This window comes from Streptomyces sp. NBC_00122 (genome assembly GCF_045160845.1).
Taxonomy (GTDB): domain Bacteria; phylum Actinomycetota; class Actinomycetes; order Streptomycetales; family Streptomycetaceae; genus Streptomyces.
Genome location: NZ_CP108193.1, coordinates 22,330 through 37,874 on the forward strand (window position 1 = coordinate 22,330; position 15,545 = coordinate 37,874).

Consider the following 15,545-nt stretch of genomic DNA (forward strand, 5'->3'; position numbering starts at 1 on the left):
ACCTTCCGTAAGGTGCGCGGGGGTGCGGCGCGCACCGTGCGCGTAGGACAAATGGGTGCGCATCAGACGGTGCGCGGCGAAGGTGCGCGGTCCCTACCTGGGGCGGGGACGGGTGCGCACGGTGCGCGGAGCCGCGCACCGTGCGAACTCCTCGTTGGTCACTCTCCGTTGTTTCAGGAGAGGGGCGAGCGGAGGATGTCGTACTTGCCGAAGCCCTCGTCCGACTCGTCCTCGGAGATCACTCCGGCCTCCAGGAGGGCGTCGCGCTGGCGGTAGAACCAGCGCTTCGTGTCGGAGAGCCCGACCCGGATGACGATGTCCGTGACGTCGCGGGGAGCGAAGGAGTTTTTGCCCTCGCGAACCCACTGGTCGAGCCGCTCGTACAGGGCCTGGCGGCCCTGCTCGCTGGTCAGCTTGTCGCTGTCGTCGCTGCCCAGCTCGAACACCGGGGCGTCGTCGGCGGGGGGCTCGATCTCGTCCTCGATGCGCAGGTGGTCGTACTCACCGGGTTCGGGGTCCTCGTCCAGCACGTTCTGCAGCATCTCGTTGAGCTCCTCGACTTCGCGCGCCATGGTGTCCGGGTCCACGCCGTCCATCTCCTCGTCCGGCGGTCCGGAGTAGGCCGGTGCCGCCGGGGCGACCGGGGCGGTCGCCGGGGCGGTGGGGGCCGGGGCCGCCTGCTGCGGGGTGTCGTCCTCTCCCTCCTCCTTGGGCAGCAGGGGGGCGTCGTACGTGGTGCGATTGACGTACAGGTCGCCGAACGCTTCGGCGGTGATGGTGTCCAGCGGGGTGCGGACCGCGGCCCCGGCCGTGATGGCGTCGGCCTGGTCCCGCTTGCTGGCCAGCTCGGTGCGGGCGGTGATGTGCCACCGGTCCTCCGGGATGCCCAGGCCCGCCGCGTAGTGGTAGCCCGGCTTGCGGTTGCCCCACTGCGGCCAGGCGCCGGCGTCGATCGCCTCGTCCGGCAGGCAGTACTGCGCGTCCGCGCCGTCGCGGAGACCGAAGCACAGGCCCGCGGGCGAGTTGGCCCGCGAGTCGGTGTCCATGTTGTTGTGCGTGGCGCGCTGGATGGAGGTCAGGATCCAGATGCCGGCGGCGCGCGCCGTGCGCAGGACCTTCTGGTAGTGCTCGTTGTCGGCGGCGAAGTCCGCGGCCTCCTCGCCGATCACGACGAGGAAGTTGAGGCCGCAGCCGGGCTCCCACTTGCTCATGCCCTTGGCGGCGAGGTGGTCGGTGCGCTTCTCGATCGCGTTGGGCAGGAGCTTGAAGAACCGCCTCGCGGCGTCCTTCTTGTCGATCGGCCACTCGATGCCGTGGCGGACGTGCCCGAAGTCCTGCATGAACTTCGAGCAGTCGATCACGATCACGCTGACCTCGGTGCGGGTGCCGCACTCGGTGATGATGAGCTGGTTGCCCTGGGTCTTTCCGGCGCCGTTCACGCCCATCGCGATGGCGTGTTCGACGTTGCCGTTGGACAGCGGGCCCGGGTCGCGGAGCATCCCGGTGATGTTGAGCAGGACGTCCTCGCCGTCCTCGTAGCGGCCGGTGCGGATCGGGACGTCGCCGATGGACGCGCCGAACGCGGACGGGCCGCGCCAGGGGAAGCCCTCCTTGAGGAGGTCGGCGACCTGGACGCGCATGGTGATCAGGGAGGAGTCGTCATCGTCCACGGTGTGGGTGATGCGGCCCTTGCCCAGCTTCAAGGCCGAGGCCATGGCGGGGATCCGGCGGGCCAGGTCCTCGGCGGTCGCGCCGTCCTTCGCCTCGATGGTGGCGAGCACGGTGCCCTTGCCGTTGGAGTGGGCCTCCTTAAGCTCGTGCTTGGCCAGGCCGATCTCCGACTCGAGCTTCTCCCACTTGCTGGCGCCCTTCTCGGACCCCTTCTTGTGGAAGGAGTTCCAGAGGTTGTTCGCCAGGGAGAGGCCGATGCCGCCGATCGCCCAGGCGCCGGCGGTCGCGGCGGTGTCGACGCCGGTGATCGTGCCCAGGGTCGCGGCCGCGGTGACCGTGATGGTGTTTACCTGGTGCAGCCTCACGGTGTCCTTGTCCCGCTTGGCCTTGGTGTCCAGGTGACCGAGGAACTTGCAGAGGCCGGCGCCGGTGCCCGCGATGCCCAGGGTGGCCAGGGCGAGCGCGGCCGGATTTCCGGCGACGATCAGGTGGCCACCCTCCACCAGGACGGGCCCCAGGGCGGTGATCGCCCAGGGCCCGACGATGCGGAGCCGCCGGGAGCGGTCCTGCTGCTGCTCGTCCTCGCTGCGGGTGTCGATCGTCTTCGACTTCGAGAAACGACGTGCCATGGTCAGGCTGCCCTTCCACCTTCGCCGGGCTTCCCGGCACCGTCGGACGGCTTGTCGCCGATGGAGAACCCGGGCTTCGACTTGCCCTTGCCCTTGCGAGCCTCGGCCTCGGCCTCCTGCTCGGGCTTGATGAAGTGCTTGACGAAGCTGGCGTACATCTTCACGCCGGACAGTCCGAGCACCTTCGCGGCCATCGCTCCGGCCATGAGGTGGCCGCTGACCAGCTTGGCGCGGATCTTCGACTGGAGGCCGAAGGTGTACCACTTGCCCTTGTACTGGCTGAGGATGGCGCTGATCATGTCGGCGTCCATCCCCACGCGCAGGAACAGCTCGAAGCCAATCGCGCGCAGGATCTTGGCGTAGTTGTAGAGGTCGCGGTCGGTCTTGAACTCGATGGCGTCCAGCTGCTTGATGAGCTGTCCGAGGTTCGAGCCGACCGGGTCGCCGTCGCTCATGCCGGGTGGTTCCTTCCTGAAGAGGGATGAGGGGTTGTGCGGGCGGGGGCTCTGTCACCTCCCCGCGGTTCCGGACCGGGGCCCGGAGCCACGGGCAGACGGCAGATTCACCGGTTGCTGCTGGCGGCCTGGTCGTTGCCGGCGTTCTGCACGGCGGTGCTGATTCCGGCGCCCATGCCGTTGATGGCCCCGGCGAGCGGGGACGTGGCGAGGGCGTAGCCGCAGATCAGCGCGGCGATCAGGACTCCGGCTCGCATGTCCGCGCGCCAGAACAGGTACGTGGCGCCACCGGCGAGCAGGAAGAGGGGCAGGGCGATCACGGGTCCTCCAAGGACGGGGAGTGGGGTGAGGAGCTCTCCAGCCACGAGGGCCGAACAGAGCGGGGAACGCGGGTTCCGGCGCTCTCCACCGCCACCGGACCGCGTGGGCGGGCCGGTGGCGACTGGGCAACGCGGGGGATCGCGGGGAGTTGGGATCAGGCGACGGCGTTGCGGGCCCGGTTGCGGGCGGCCCGCCGCTTCATCGCGCGGCGCTCGTCTTCGGAGAGGCCGCCCCAGACGCCGTCGCCCTGGCCGGACTCCAGCGCCCACTGGAGGCAGTGCTCCATGACCGGGCAGCGGCGGCAGACCGCCTTGGCCTCCTCGATCTGGAGGAGCGCCGGGCCGGTGTTGCCGATGGGGAAGAACAACTCGGGGTCCTCGTCTCGACAGACCGCCTGATGGCGCCAGTCCACGACGATCACTTCCCCTGCCGGACGCGGCGCAGGGCCTCGTCCATGTCCGTGTCGGAGTCGCCGTTGTTCCGTGCGATGCTGATCTGCATCAGGGCCTCCATACAGGTCCTGGACAGCCCCGGGGGCCTCATCCCTGGGGCTGTCGCGTTTGGTAGAGCCGGTGTCCACCGCGCTCTCCACCGCCCACCGACCGGCCCGAAAGCCGGGCGGCGGGCGACTGGGCAGCGCGGGGCTGCAAGAACAGGGGCGCGGCCTCTGCCGCCGCGCTGCTCGCCTTGTCGTGCTGGAGGGAGGCGAGGTGCCCTCAGTCCCGACGCGGCTCCTCGCCTCGGCTGGGACCGGGTGCCGAGGGTCTGGGAGCGTGTCGCGTCGTTCTTTTACGTCGCGTGGATGTCAGCCCTCCGGGCTCTCCATCAGTAATGAGCACCTGGCGGGTGTTACCGCCTCCAGGTCGCCGGAACTGCAGCGCCTGACGGGTCATCGCACGTGCCGACTGCCATCACCAGCGGTAATGGCGCCACACGACGGGTTTCCACTCACCCCCGGCCGGTGTCGTCACGGCCGGGACTGCGGTGGTGGATCACGCTGTTGAGTTCTCAAGGACCGGCCGCTGCCTTTCCCTCCCGCTTTCGCGTTCAGGTCCGGGCGGATGGTGTCGGGGCCGCTTTCGGCTCCCACATCCGGCGCCGCCAGTTGGCGGTTCCGGGTGAAGGAGCCGGGTCCGAAGACCCGGCGGTGCGGGGGAGGGTCAGGCCGCGAGCGGCATGGGCGCCGCGGCGACCGGGCGCCGCGTGATGCGCAGCTGCGCGGCGTAGGGGAGGAGCACGTCGACCAGGCGCTCACGGACGAGGTCGGTGACGGTCGGGTCGGTGGCCGCGATGTCGCGGGCGGCGAGCATTCGGTTCTCGCGGGCCTCGATCGCGGCGACGGCGGCGGTGATGTCCAGACCGTCCAGCTGCTCGTGAGGCAGGGGGCCGGCGGCGTACATCTCCAGCGGCGTACCGAAGGCGACGTCCAGGTCCAGGTCGGCGAAGTCGGGGAGCGGCACCTCGACCGCCTCCAGGAGCGCGAGCGTCTCCGCGTCGAAGTGCTCGGTGAGGAGGCTGGCGGCGGGGCGGCGGGTGACGTTCATGGGATGGAGCTCCCTTCGGGTTGACGGGCTCGTGTGATCCCGAGAAATGGCAGGTGGGGGCTTTTTGCCGACCGCCTCACCTTGTCGACATACATAACTTAGCTGATACAGTTGGGGGCGTGTCAAGCACTTAGTTGAGGAAGCTATGGAAGCTAGCTAAGTCGAAGGGGTCGACCTACGATGACGCTCATGAGCAACGAAGCCACCCAGCCCTACCAGCGAGTCGTCCAGGACGTGCGAGACAAGATCCGCTCGGGACGCCTGCCTGCCGGCGCGAAGCTGCCGAGCACGCGGGAACTGGCCGATGAGTACGGCGTTGCGCCCGGCACGGTCCAACGGGCCCTGACCGAGCTGCGTACGGCCGGGCTCATCTACTCCCACCAAGGACGCGGCTCGTACATCACGGACACGGCTACCGAGACCAGCGAGGACTCGACTGCCCGCGCTCTCAGGGCTCTTGAGGAGCAGGTCGCGGACCTGGCCGCTCGCCTCGAAAAGATCGAGAAGGGGCGCGGTGACTGACGTCCTTTCCTGCGTCTCGTTGCGCATCGCCATCCCTCTCTGGTGGGGTCAACTTCGTTAGCAAAGTTGTAGGCCCGGTCGGGGTTCGAGTTCCAGGGCAGCCGTGTATCCAGCCGCTGGATACACCGAGTGGAGACATAGAGGGGCACCAAGTGGGCCAGCAGCCGAACGCGTTAACACCGGAGCAGTCGCCCCAGCACCGTTTCGGCTACACGCTTCGCGAACTCCGGACGGTGCGCGGGCTCTCCCTGCGGGGGCTGGCCGACAAAGCCTTCATGTCGCACTCCAAGCTGCAGAAATGGGAGAACGGCGACAGGGCCCCGAGGGACCGCGCAGAGGTCGAACTGATCGATTCCCTGCTTCGCGCCGGCGGCATCCTGATCGACCAGTGGGAGCGGATCGGAGCAGCTGTATCCCCATCAGCCCGTGTATCCGTTTCCGCCCCCCATGTATCCGAAGCGTCGGTTGGGCTGGCCACGGCCGCCTCCCAGCAGGCAGCGTCTGATCATGAGGGGATTTTTGTCCCCGCTCGTCTACGGGATGGAATGGTGGTTTTCGTGGCGCTCGATCGACGCGCGATGCTGCGTGGCGGGATGGGGCTCGGCGCAGCGGCTGCACTGGGCGTAGGAACGCCAGCAGCTGCGGCCTCCAACGCGCTGCCGGGCCTGACCCGGCCCGCCCGGTCGGCTGCTGCCTACAGCAGCACGCCGGTGGAGCACTTTCAGCGTGTGCGCCGTCTGCTGATCGACAACGACAACCTCCTCGGACCCGGCCGAGCCATCGCGGCCACCCGCGAGTACATCGAGGACATCAAGCGCCTGCGCCAGGACGCCAAGGGCACGGACCGGCACGCCCTCATGGAGCTCCAGACCCAGTACGCGGAGTTCGCATCCTGGCTCTACCAGGACCTGGGCGACTTCGACAGTGCGCAGTTCTGGCTCGACCGAGCGTTCCAGTGGAGCCACACCGTAGGCGACGGTGACCTGACCTCGTACGTGATGGCCCGCAAGGCACAGCTCGCCGGCGAGATGCGCGATTTGGTCGACGTCGTCGACCTCGCCGAAGCTGCGCAGCGCATGGCCCGGCCCCGAAGCCGGCTTGCCGCCGTCGCCCGGACCTACGAGTCGTACGGGCACGCGTTGCGCGGTGAGTCGACCGACAGCGAGCGCGCGATCGACGACGTACGCAACGCACTCGATCGTGTCTCCGGCGACACGACCCCCTGGGGCGTGTGGCTGAACGAGCAGTACGTGGAGGTGCACCGGGCGCAGGGCCTGGAGGCGCTGGGCAAGCACGCGGAGGCCGCCGCGGTCTTCACCAGCGCCATCAAGGCACTGCCCGACGGTTACCACCGCGACCGCGGCGTCTACATGGCTCGGGCCGCCGTAGCCCACGCCGGTGCTGGCGCGCCCGATCAGGCCGCCACGGTCGGTCTCCAGGCCCTGACCATCGCCAGTGACACTGGCTCGGGCCGGATCGTCCGGGAGCTCGCACGTCTCGACAAGGCGCTGGTGCCCTGGCAGCGCCAGCCCGAGGTCGCAGAATTCCGCGCGTACTTCGACGGCACACTCGCCCACGAATCCTGAGCAGAACGGATCACACCACCTATGACCACGCGTCCGTACGTCATCCTCTCCGCCGCGATGTCGGTCGACGGCTACCTGGACGACGCCAACCCCGAGCGACTGCGCCTGTCCAACGCCGCCGACTTCGACCGCGTCGACCAGGTCCGCGCGGAGTCCGACGCCATCCTGATCGGCGCGACGACCATGCGGAAAGACAACCCGCGCCTCCTGGTCAACAGCGAGGAGCGCCGTGCTCAGCGCGTCGCCGACGGAAAGCCGGCCTATCCGCTCAAGGTCACAGTCACCAGGACTGGGGACCTCTCCGCCGACCTGAACTTCTGGCACCACGGCGACAAGAAGTTGGTCGTCACCGTCGACGACGCGGCGGAGAAGGTGCGCGCCACGCTCGGGGATCTCGCCGACGTCGTCAGCGTCGGGCCGGACCTCGACTGGGGCCTGGTCCTCGACGAGCTCGGGCGCCGCGGCATCGGCCGACTCATGGTGGAGGGCGGCGGCACGATCCACACCCAGCTCATGGCTGCGGGCCTCGCCGACGAAGTTCACCTGGCCATCGCGCCGCTGTTGGTGGGTCAGCCGGAGGCAGCGCGCTTCCTGGGCACCGCCGACTACCCCGGCGGATCGACGGCCCGGATGAAGGTGCTGGAAGTCAGGGCGATCGACGACGTCGTCTTCGTCCGCTACGCCCCGAAGGAGCGCACCGCCTGATGTACGCGCCCGCACGAGACCAGGACCTGCGCTGGATGCAGCGTGCAATCGACCTTGCGGCCCTGTGCCCTCCGGCTGCCGGCGCCTACTCGGTCGGGGCGGTCATCGTCGGCGAGGACGGCACCGAGCTGGCGTCCGGCTACTCCCGCGCGACCGGTCCCCGCGAGCACGCGGAGGAGGTCGCCCTCGCCCAACTCCCGCAGGACGACCCGCGCCTCGCGGGGGCAACGATCTACAGCACGCTGGAGCCCTGCTCCCAGCGCAGCGCCTCCCGTACGCCCTGTGCGCAGCGGGTCCTCGAGGCCGGCATCCCGCGCGTCGTCATCGCCTGGCGGGAGCCGAGCCTGTTCGTCGACGACTGCGTCGGCTACGAACAGCTGGTGGAGGCCGGGGTGACAGTGGTGGAGCTTCCCGAACTGGCGGCGGCCGCGAAGGCCGTCAACACGCACCTCGGAAAGCTGGCATGACGGCGACCATCTCGTACTCCCCCAGCGGCACGTCATTCGTGAGCGACAAAGATCACCCGGATCATGTATCTTTCGTGGTTACAACGATCATGGAAGGCTCGACTATGCCCGACCCGGACGACCGCTCGCAGCAGGTCGACGCCCTGCTGAACGGCCTGCCCGAGGTTCTGCCGCCTCCGCCTGTGTGCGTGAAGCTGCGCCTGGCGGCTGGCCTCACCCAGCAGGACGTCGCGGATGCCGTAGGCGTGAAGAGGGTCGCGGTCACACGGTGGGAGTTGGGCCAGACCAGCCCTCGACGCCCGCACCGCGAGAACTACTTGCGTCTCCTCAAGGGCCTCGCGGCACGTTTTCCCGAGGCCGCGAAAGCGGATGAGGGTATGCCGACGCCGGCCTCCGAAGGGGGGTCGGGATGACCTAGGTCATCGGCCGCGCGCGCCAAGAAGCGGATTTACCACCCGCTGGCCTCGCGCGGCCCGTCTACCGACCGGAATAACCACCCGCGTCGGCTGCTCAGGTCCCAGTTCGTAGCTGGTCCTGAGCTGCGGCTCACCAGCCGCTTGTTTTTCCACGGCCCCTAACCAGGGCCACTCGCACCACCGGCCACTAACCAAGGCCACCACAGCCAGATCAGTACCGCCCCGCTTCAGCCGCGGTGCCCCCACCACAGGGGCGACGCGGTTCAGCAGGACCGGGAGGGACAGAGAAATCTCCCCCCACCCGATCGGTGTCTGCCCCGCTTCTCACGAAGGGGGGCTTACCCGGCACATCCGCACATCCGGTCGTCCGGCCCCGAGGGGCACGGTCGTCCAGCTATATGGAGAGCAGGTCGTTTCTCATAGTGCCCGAGAGTGGTGTCCCCTGTCAGCTTGACCTTGTCCGTTTCACCCCGGTTCAGGCGCGGCGTTCGTCCCGCGTGACGGGATCGGCGTACGGTTCATCCCTCTTTTCCCGTTCCGTACCGGAAGTTGGATTTCCGGTAGGACGCTACAAGAGCAGCGGTTTCGGAGCGGTCTCGCCGGGCTCGGTCGCGGCGTCGGCCGTCCGGCTCGTGCACCCGCTCGCGGAGGTCGTCCACAACTGCGTCGGCGGTGGCGTCCGCGAGGGCGGCTTCCCGTGTGGCGGGACGGGTTCCAAGATTTCCGCCCGCCGTGCGGGAGCGCGGGGGGTGATCCGCGCTGAGCGGGCTCTGTCCACAGGCCGCCTGGTGCAGGGTCGGCGGATGGATCTCGAAGCGCGTGTTTTGCCTGCTGAGGGGGGTGTCCGCTTTGGCGTGTACGCCGGCCTGATGACGACACAGGCGATCTTCACCACCCCGGCCGGGACGGTGGGCCGATGAGCGGCACGGCGGCAGCGGTCGCCGTGCTGATTCCTGCCCCGCGTCCGTCGGTCGACGGCGACGCGGTCTCCGTACTGCCCGCGCTGTACGTGCCGGAGGCGTCCCAGTGGCTGACGACGTCGACGGGCCGGATCGCGCTGGACGGCTACTCCTGGATGCAGGCGGTCCACTGGGTCGCCGGGTCCGGGCTGTACGAGCCGCGCCGCTACCGGTCGCACGGGCCGCGCAGCTTCGGGCCGACGACCGTGCGCGTGGCCCAGGAGCTCGCGGAGCTGTTCCCCTGCCGTCCGGGGATCGAGTACCTGGTGCGCCGCACCGGGCTGTCGGAGCGGTCGGTGGAGTACCACCTGGGGATGCTGCGCGAGGCCGGGCTGCTCGCGTACGTCGTGCGGGGCACCCGGGTCCGCGGTGCGGCCGCGCAGGCTTCGGAGTTCGCGCGGATGGTGCCGGTGGAGTTCGACGTGGCGCTGGGCGTCCGTACGGCCGGTGAGGGCACCGGGCGGCGCATGACGGGGATCGCGGAGGCCGGCCGGGGGCTGATGGCGGCGCTGTCGAAGAAGGCGGCCCGCAAGGTCCGCAAGCGGCGGGCGAAGTCGTCCTCGAAAGCCCCGGCGAAGGGCGCCCGCAAGGGTGCCGACCAGGGTGTTGTGGCGGCTGTTTCGGATGAGGCCCGTTGCACCCCAATGGGGGGTAGTTCCCGCAGTGTTTCTTCTGCGGGTACTACTTCCTTCCCCCCTGAGAGCAAGCTCGCAAGCGGGCAGAGCGATTCCCCCACCCCGAAGAAGGTCAAGCGCGGCCGCAGGAAGCTCAACAGCGTCGGGCGCCGTTTCCAGCTGGCTTCGGAGCTGATCCGCCAGGTGCCGTGGATGGGCCGCGCTGCGGTGCCCCGGATCGCCTGGATCCTCAAGGAGGTCGCGGACGCGGGCTGGACGGCCGACCAGGTGATCGCCTTCCTGGACTGCGGCGACGCCCCGGGCATCGTCCACCGGCCGTCCGGGTTCCTCGCCGGGCGGCTGAAGGGCGCGGTGACGCTGTGGCCGACCGAGGAGGGCCGCGAGCGCGCCGTCCAGGCATACCGGGACTCCCGCCGCGCGGAGAAGGCCCGCCACCAGGAGTGGGAGGGCGGCTGGCAGGCCCCGCGCAGCATGGCGGTCCGCCGCATGGTCGCTGAGGCGTTCGCCCCGCAGACGCAGCCCTCCTGCCAGGGCGAGTCGCTGCCCGAGCTGAGCGGTGTCGAGGACCTGAGCCCGGAAGACGTGGCGGACATGCGGGCCACGGGCTGGGGCGAGTTCATGGCGGGCGACACCACGCTCGTCATGACCACCTACGACGCCCTCGGCCCGGCCGCCGCCGTGCACATCTTCGGCACCGACCTGGTGCGCCGCGCTCGCAAGCTGGCGAGCAGCAGCTCGCTGATGACCGTCGGACGCCGGTAGGAGGCCGTGATGACCGAGACCCTGAACACCACCAGCAGCAGCGAGCAGCCGGCCCCGGAGCTGTCCGGCGTCGACCTGGCCCGGGTCGCGCTGCACCAGGCGCGCGAGGCCGCCAAGACCCGCGGCGAGGGCGGCACCCGCAAGACGAAGCGCCCCCTCCGGACGACGGTGCGGCGTGACGGCCGGGAGCCGACCGGGTTCGCCGCCGTGCTCCAGGGCCTGATGGCCGACCGGGCCTGGGACATTCCGGCCGCCGGCGGAAGCATCCTGGACCAGTGGCCGGCCATCGCGGCCGCCCTCTCCCCGAAGCTCGCCGCGCACGTCCAGGCGGTCACCTTCCACGCGGAGACGGGACAACTGGACCTGCGCCCCGACTCGCCCGCCTACGCGACGCAGCTGCGCCTGATCACCTCCCGGATCGTTGCCGCGGCGAACGACGCGGTCGGCACCCAGGCGGTCCGCACCATCCTGGTCCTGGCCGTAGGCGCCACGGCCGCACCGGCCCGCGAGGCGGTCACCGCGACGTCGATGCCGGCCGCGCCCGAGGCGCCGGTGAAGACCCGCGACATGGCCCCGCCCGGCTTCCACCGCGCACTCACCGCCCACCAGGCCGTCCCGCGCGCCCAGCACCTCAGCTCGGGCGTCACCGAGGCGATCGAGCGGCAGAACCGGGCGATGCGCGAACTCAGCCGCCGCGCGTTCCCCGAGGCCGACGTCGTCCCAGACGATGCGCCGGCCCCGATCGAGCAGGCCCGTCTCCAGCGCCGCCGCCAGGCCGCGGCGACCGAGGCCGCCGCCCTGCGCCGTGCCCGTGCCGAGCGTGCCGGGCGAACCGTCCCCGATCTGTCACACGCTCCGCAGGCAGCCGGTGAAGTGGCATGAGCCGACGCCGTGACGACGTAGGCGAGGTCGTGTGATCGGCGGCGCTGGAAGCTCAGTAGCCGTTTCCCATACGCTCCGCAGCTCGTGCAGCTTTGTCTGCAGCTACTTGAAGGAGCCGAGTGCTGTCGGGGAGACCCCCAAGGCTGTCCATCAGTCGGCTTGCTGCTCGCTCGGCCTTGGCTGCGGCCTGATGCAACGTCGACGCGTCGTCAGACAGCCCTACGAGGTCGCTGGCGGCGTCGGCCAGCGTGCTCGCCGTGTCCTGTAGATGTGCCAGCTTCTGCGACGCATCAACCAGCAGGAAGGCAGTGTCCTGAAGGTGAGCGAGTTGGTCAGAGGAGCGACTCAGCGAGTTGATCTCGTCTGCGGAGAGCCCGAACCCATGGACGCGAGGGTTGGCAAGCTCTTCGACAGTGACCTTCAGCAACGCCGCAAGCTCGGGAGCTGTCTTTGCAAATTCGTCCAAGGCCGGCTCGAGGCGGGTGACCAGTGCCGTTTGCGCTCCGCTGATCATCTCGCCGAGTCGATCTTCGGTCAGGTTGCTCAGCCCTGCCAGAGCGCTGAGTCCATCGGCTTCGCGCTCGTGCTTCCAGCGCTCCAACAGCTCCACCGGGTACTGGTCGCTGTTCGTTCCATCGATCTCGGAGTGATGCGGGTGGCAGAGCAGGATGAGGTTGGCGAAGCTGTTGCGCTCGCCGACTGACCAGTCCGAGTCGTAGCGCTTACCTCCTTCCTCGAACGCCCGGACATGCGCGATCTCCAGGTTCAGACGGGGTGCGCCGTTGATCATTCGAATGGTTGGCACGCCACAGTCGGACCAGTAGCACCCGCCTCGGGCGAGTGTCATCAGTCCTGCGATCGTTGCGTTGCTATAGCTGCGCCGCGGTGTGCTAGCCACGAGCTCCCCCCAAGTTGGTCACGAGGAGCGACCATCCCATCACCGCCCTTTACGCGCAGGAGAGGTTCCGGCCATCTACTCAGCATCTCTTTCAAGCCGACTCAGCGGGGCCCCTCATGCTGGCGGCTGGCTGGAGGAGACGGCCTGATCGGCAGGCTGGTCCAGTTGCTGCTGTCGGCGCCGCTGCTCGTTGCGGTGCTGTTCGACGCGCTGGGTGAACAGCTTCAGCGCCTCGCCCTCCTGGCCACGGCCGTACTCGCTGTAGGCGCCGATGCCGAGTCGAACGGCGTTGGCCTCCTCCTCGATGGCGTCGGCGGTCTGCTGGAGGAAGTAGCTGCGCTCGCGGAACTTGTAGTAGCCGGTGAACATCGCGGCCACCGTGATGGCGAAGCTGACGGTCAGGGTGACGCTCTGCCAGGTCAGCTCCTTGCCGGTGTCCAGGGCCGCGATCGTGGTCGTGGATGCCGAGCCGATCATGATGAGGGTCTGCAGGCCGTTGTGGATGCGCCGGTACTTGCGGCTGTCGGCCTGGTACTGCTCGACCGCGGTCGTGACTTCCTCGCGGTAGAGCTTGCGCCGGTCGTCCAGGTCCGGATTGCTCTTGACCTTCTGCTTCCACAGCGATTCCTGCGCGGAGGCGAGCTGCGCCTCCAGGCGCTGGAGGGTGGGCAGGTCCCGCCCGGCGAAGTGAACGCCGACCAGCGCCAGCAGGGACATCAGGAGCAGGCTTCCGCAGATCAGGTCGCCCAGGACGAACCGCGCCGGGTCGCCCGCGGTCAGCGCGGCAATGCCCGTGCCGATGACGGCAGTGAGTAAGGACAGCCAGCTGACGGCCGCGCCGGCGCGCCAGATGCGGTCCAGCCGCTTGCGCCGGGCGAGCTTCTCTTGGGCGTCGATGACGAGGTTGGTGGTCACCACGTAGATCCGTTCGTCGGCGTCCCGCTGGCGGGCGAGGACCAGTTCATTCGCGTCCCCGATCCGGCGGGGCGCGTCGTCGTCGAAGTCGCGGACCACGGGCTCAGCGGGCGAACGCTTCGGTCAGGCTGATCCGGTAGCCGTCCTCCTCCATCAGCACGACGGTGACGCCGAAGGGGTCGGGGTGGTCCAGCTCGATGGGGGTGAAGGAGAAGTTCACCGCGGCCTGGATCGGCGGCACCAGCTCACCGCCTGGCTGCGCCGCGGGGGCCGGCCTCCAGTCGGGGGCAACCGACGCCCAGCCCTCGGGGCTGCGGGACAGAAGCTGCTCGCTATAGGGGAACTGGTGTAGGACGTGCCCGTCCCGGGTGGCGAGCACCATGTTCAGGCACGGTGCCGGGCCGACGATCGGCAGCTCGCAGGCGGTAGCGACGTCGTGCGTCTCCCAGGCGAGGACCACCTCGTCCGCGCCGGCCGCCGCGGCGATGTTCGCAAGCTCTGCGATCCCGGCGAGTGCGTCCTGGCCGACCTTGAGCGGGCGTGCCCAGATCAGCCCGACCAGTTCGCCGCGCACCAGCGGCATCATGACCGGTGGCGGCACGGTCCCCTCGCCCAGCGAGGCGGTGTACGCCTCCTTCAGTACGCCGACCAAGCCGTTCCACATCCGTGCGTCCACGCGAAGCCCCCTCGCTGATGCCGTTGTCGATCACGATCGACCCTGCCACGCTGGTCGGGGCCGTGTCAGCGAGATGACCAGTCGGCCGTCGGGCGCGGTCGCGTGCTATTCGGCCAGGTCCGATGGCTTTGTGCCATTCGTCGGCAACCCGCCTCCAACATCACCAAGGCGCCGCTAGACAAGAGGGTTGGCGGCGACATCCAGCCGTCCGTGGTGTGAAGGCCAGTCGGTGGGGAGGCCAGGGCGGTTGGTGACCATCAACGTGGCGGTGCTGCTCGTAGTCGTCGTCATCGTCCTGGCGCTGGGAGTCCTGATCGCTCCCACCCCGGTCGGCGAGGGGATCGTGAACATCCTGGGCCAGTTGGCGAGCGGCGCAACGCAGGCCGACCGATGAGCTGCCGTACCCGCACGGGCCGGGCGGCGACCCTCGGCCCACACTGCGGACCAAGGGTCGGGGGAGCGGGGGAGTGATGGCAGCACGTCGACGGCGCCGACGCTTGAAGAAGCAGACCCGCAAGCAGTTGCAGGTCTGGGGTGCGGTGGCGGCGGTGATCGCCGTGGCGTGGGTTGCCGGGAACTGGTCGACGGTATGGCCCGTCCTGGTGACCGTACTCGCCGCGGCCGCGCTGGGCGGGGCCGGCTGGGCGCTGCTGCGGGCGCACCGCCGCGCGGTCGGCCAGGACCGGGCATGGCGGGCGCAGGAGGAAGCCAGGGCCCGTGAGCTGTCCATGGCCCAGGTCGACGCCCTGACGTGGCAGGAGTTCGAGACATACATCGCGGAGCTGTGCCGGCGGGACGGCTGCAGAGACGTCGTCGTCAGCGGCAAGAGCGGGGACCTGGGCGCGGACGTGGTCGGCTACCTGGCCGACGGCCGCAAGCTGGTCATCCAGTGCAAGAAGTACGCGGCGCATCGGAGTGTGTCCTCGCAGGACATGCAGAAGTTCGTCGGGACCGCCCGGCTTGAGCACGGGGCGGACGTCGCCTTGTTCGTCACTACCTGCAGCGCGTTCACGAGGGAGGCGCTGGGCCTGGCGCTGCGCCAGGACATCGTGGCCCTGCACCGCGACCTGCTGGGTTCCTGGGTCAAGGGTGCTCACCTGGAGAGTCTGATTCCGTTGAACGGCAGCGGCGGCGGCACCAGGCGGCGCCCCTCTGCCTGACCGCACGCTGCTGTAGGCCCCGGCGGATTCGACCGACGGCAGGATCAGGTACTCGCCGTGCAGGTCGGCTTCCGAGCTGCACGCAGAACACTGACCTGCCCGCGGGTGGCCCTCGGCAAGGGGCCGGAGCTGCGGGCCTGGGCCAGTCGCGAGCTCCGGCACCACCGCAACGGGTAGCCGGGCACCGGGAGGAAGTGGTGACGCCTCACCCATTGAGTGGAATGCAGCGCAGCGGTCCGCGTCGTTGGCCTGGCATGACGACGCAGACCGACGCTGAGGTAGCTCCTGACCGCAGGCACTGCGCAGCGCGGCTGCGGCTCCTGCCCCGTGAGACCGCGTACG

At 69.5% G+C, this 15,545-nt stretch carries 17 protein-coding genes and 1 pseudogene; 10 read left to right on the plus strand and 8 right to left on the minus strand.

What is annotated here, in order from left to right; all coding sequences use genetic code 11:
- Positions 1-173: 173 nt before the first annotated feature.
- From OG737_RS35295 to OG737_RS35315, 5 genes are all read right to left on the minus strand, one after another.
- Complete coding sequence (locus OG737_RS35295; RefSeq protein ID WP_331722622.1) at positions 174-2,300, minus strand: hypothetical protein; 2,127 nt, start codon at positions 2,298-2,300, stop codon at positions 174-176.
- A gap of 2 nt (positions 2,301-2,302) precedes the next feature.
- Entirely contained in the window at positions 2,303-2,755 is a 453-nt protein-coding gene (locus OG737_RS35300) for a hypothetical protein (protein WP_052876084.1), read from the minus strand.
- Between the two features lie 107 nt (positions 2,756-2,862).
- Positions 2,863-3,075, minus strand: coding sequence for a hypothetical protein (locus OG737_RS35305; protein WP_331722623.1), 213 nt, complete (start codon positions 3,073-3,075; stop codon positions 2,863-2,865).
- A 155-nt stretch (positions 3,076-3,230) separates the two neighbouring features.
- Complete coding sequence (locus OG737_RS35310) at positions 3,231-3,488, minus strand: WhiB family transcriptional regulator (protein WP_331722666.1); 258 nt, start codon at positions 3,486-3,488, stop codon at positions 3,231-3,233.
- 748 nt (positions 3,489-4,236) lie between these two features.
- Positions 4,237-4,620 carry a hypothetical protein gene (locus OG737_RS35315; RefSeq protein ID WP_331722624.1) on the minus strand — a complete coding sequence of 128 codons (384 nt, stop codon included), beginning with the start codon at positions 4,618-4,620 and terminating at the stop codon, positions 4,237-4,239.
- 189 nt (positions 4,621-4,809) lie between these two features.
- On the opposite strand from OG737_RS35315, the gene OG737_RS35320 reads away from it, so the two are divergent.
- The 8 genes and pseudogenes from OG737_RS35320 (at position 4,810) to OG737_RS35355 (ending at position 11,554) form a co-directional block, all read left to right on the plus strand.
- Positions 4,810-5,142: a GntR family transcriptional regulator gene (locus OG737_RS35320; RefSeq protein ID WP_398430312.1), complete on the plus strand. Its 333-nt coding sequence runs from the start codon at positions 4,810-4,812 to the stop codon at positions 5,140-5,142.
- Positions 5,143-5,294: 152 nt separating this feature from the next.
- Positions 5,295-5,519, plus strand: a pseudogene (locus OG737_RS35325) (helix-turn-helix domain-containing protein); the annotation flags it as partial.
- A gap of 180 nt (positions 5,520-5,699) precedes the next feature.
- Entirely contained in the window at positions 5,700-6,728 is a 1,029-nt protein-coding gene (locus tag OG737_RS35330; protein WP_405922490.1) for a DNA-binding protein, read from the plus strand.
- Between the two features lie 21 nt (positions 6,729-6,749).
- Positions 6,750-7,433, plus strand: coding sequence for a RibD family protein (locus OG737_RS35335; protein WP_331722627.1), 684 nt, complete (start codon positions 6,750-6,752; stop codon positions 7,431-7,433).
- Positions 7,433-7,900: a deaminase gene (locus OG737_RS35340; RefSeq protein WP_331722628.1), complete on the plus strand. Its 468-nt coding sequence runs from the start codon at positions 7,433-7,435 to the stop codon at positions 7,898-7,900. Before OG737_RS35335 ends, OG737_RS35340 begins: the two co-directional genes overlap by 1 nt.
- A complete protein-coding gene (locus OG737_RS35345; protein WP_331722629.1) occupies positions 7,897-8,313 on the plus strand; it encodes a helix-turn-helix transcriptional regulator in 417 nt (138 codons plus the stop codon). Before OG737_RS35340 ends, OG737_RS35345 begins: the two co-directional genes overlap by 4 nt.
- 919 nt (positions 8,314-9,232) lie before the next feature.
- Entirely contained in the window at positions 9,233-10,672 is a 1,440-nt protein-coding gene (locus tag OG737_RS35350; RefSeq protein WP_331722630.1) for a helix-turn-helix domain-containing protein, read from the plus strand.
- Positions 10,673-10,681: 9 nt separating this feature from the next.
- Positions 10,682-11,554, plus strand: a complete 873-nt coding sequence (locus OG737_RS35355; protein ID WP_331722631.1) for a DciA family protein — start codon at positions 10,682-10,684, stop codon at positions 11,552-11,554.
- A 52-nt stretch (positions 11,555-11,606) separates the two neighbouring features.
- On the opposite strand, the gene OG737_RS35360 is transcribed toward OG737_RS35355, so the two are convergent.
- The 3 genes from OG737_RS35360 to OG737_RS35370 all read right to left on the minus strand — a co-directional run bounded on the left by OG737_RS35360 (position 11,607) and on the right by OG737_RS35370 (position 14,031).
- Positions 11,607-12,344: a hypothetical protein gene (locus tag OG737_RS35360; protein ID WP_266449185.1), complete on the minus strand. Its 738-nt coding sequence runs from the start codon at positions 12,342-12,344 to the stop codon at positions 11,607-11,609.
- Positions 12,345-12,566: 222 nt separating this feature from the next.
- Positions 12,567-13,466, minus strand: coding sequence for an SLATT domain-containing protein (locus tag OG737_RS35365; protein WP_331722632.1), 900 nt, complete (start codon positions 13,464-13,466; stop codon positions 12,567-12,569).
- A 4-nt stretch (positions 13,467-13,470) separates the two neighbouring features.
- Positions 13,471-14,031, minus strand: a complete 561-nt coding sequence (locus tag OG737_RS35370) for a hypothetical protein (RefSeq protein ID WP_331722633.1) — start codon at positions 14,029-14,031, stop codon at positions 13,471-13,473.
- A gap of 262 nt (positions 14,032-14,293) precedes the next feature.
- Here OG737_RS35370 and OG737_RS35375 point away from each other — a divergent pair, with 262 nt between their 5' ends.
- Together OG737_RS35375 and OG737_RS35380 are read left to right on the plus strand one after the other, a co-directional pair.
- A complete protein-coding gene (locus OG737_RS35375) occupies positions 14,294-14,437 on the plus strand; it encodes a hypothetical protein (protein WP_405922491.1) in 144 nt (47 codons plus the stop codon).
- A 76-nt stretch (positions 14,438-14,513) separates the two neighbouring features.
- Positions 14,514-15,203 carry a restriction endonuclease gene (locus tag OG737_RS35380; RefSeq protein ID WP_331722634.1) on the plus strand — a complete coding sequence of 230 codons (690 nt, stop codon included), beginning with the start codon at positions 14,514-14,516 and terminating at the stop codon, positions 15,201-15,203.
- Positions 15,204-15,545 lie beyond the last annotated feature (342 nt).

What these genes read in the sequence shown, in the direction of transcription:
- OG737_RS35295 (WP_331722622.1), bottom strand. Translation starts at nt 2,300, where the DNA reads ATGGCACGTCGTTTCTCGAAGTCGAAGACGATCGACACCCGCAGCGAG.
- OG737_RS35300 (WP_052876084.1), bottom strand. Translation starts at nt 2,755, where the DNA reads ATGAGCGACGGCGACCCGGTCGGCTCGAACCTCGGACAGCTCATCAAG.
- OG737_RS35315 (WP_331722624.1), bottom strand. Translation starts at nt 4,620, where the DNA reads ATGAACGTCACCCGCCGCCCCGCCGCCAGCCTCCTCACCGAGCACTTC.
- OG737_RS35320 (WP_398430312.1), top strand. Translation starts at nt 4,810, where the DNA reads ATGAGCAACGAAGCCACCCAGCCCTACCAGCGAGTCGTCCAGGACGTG.
- OG737_RS35335 (WP_331722627.1), top strand. Translation starts at nt 6,750, where the DNA reads ATGACCACGCGTCCGTACGTCATCCTCTCCGCCGCGATGTCGGTCGAC.
- OG737_RS35340 (WP_331722628.1), top strand. Translation starts at nt 7,433, where the DNA reads ATGTACGCGCCCGCACGAGACCAGGACCTGCGCTGGATGCAGCGTGCA.
- OG737_RS35345 (WP_331722629.1), top strand. Translation starts at nt 7,897, where the DNA reads ATGACGGCGACCATCTCGTACTCCCCCAGCGGCACGTCATTCGTGAGC.
- OG737_RS35350 (WP_331722630.1), top strand. Translation starts at nt 9,233, where the DNA reads ATGAGCGGCACGGCGGCAGCGGTCGCCGTGCTGATTCCTGCCCCGCGT.
- OG737_RS35355 (WP_331722631.1), top strand. Translation starts at nt 10,682, where the DNA reads ATGACCGAGACCCTGAACACCACCAGCAGCAGCGAGCAGCCGGCCCCG.
- OG737_RS35360 (WP_266449185.1), bottom strand. Translation starts at nt 12,344, where the DNA reads ATGATCAACGGCGCACCCCGTCTGAACCTGGAGATCGCGCATGTCCGG.
- OG737_RS35370 (WP_331722633.1), bottom strand. Translation starts at nt 14,031, where the DNA reads ATGTGGAACGGCTTGGTCGGCGTACTGAAGGAGGCGTACACCGCCTCG.
- OG737_RS35380 (WP_331722634.1), top strand. Translation starts at nt 14,514, where the DNA reads ATGGCAGCACGTCGACGGCGCCGACGCTTGAAGAAGCAGACCCGCAAG.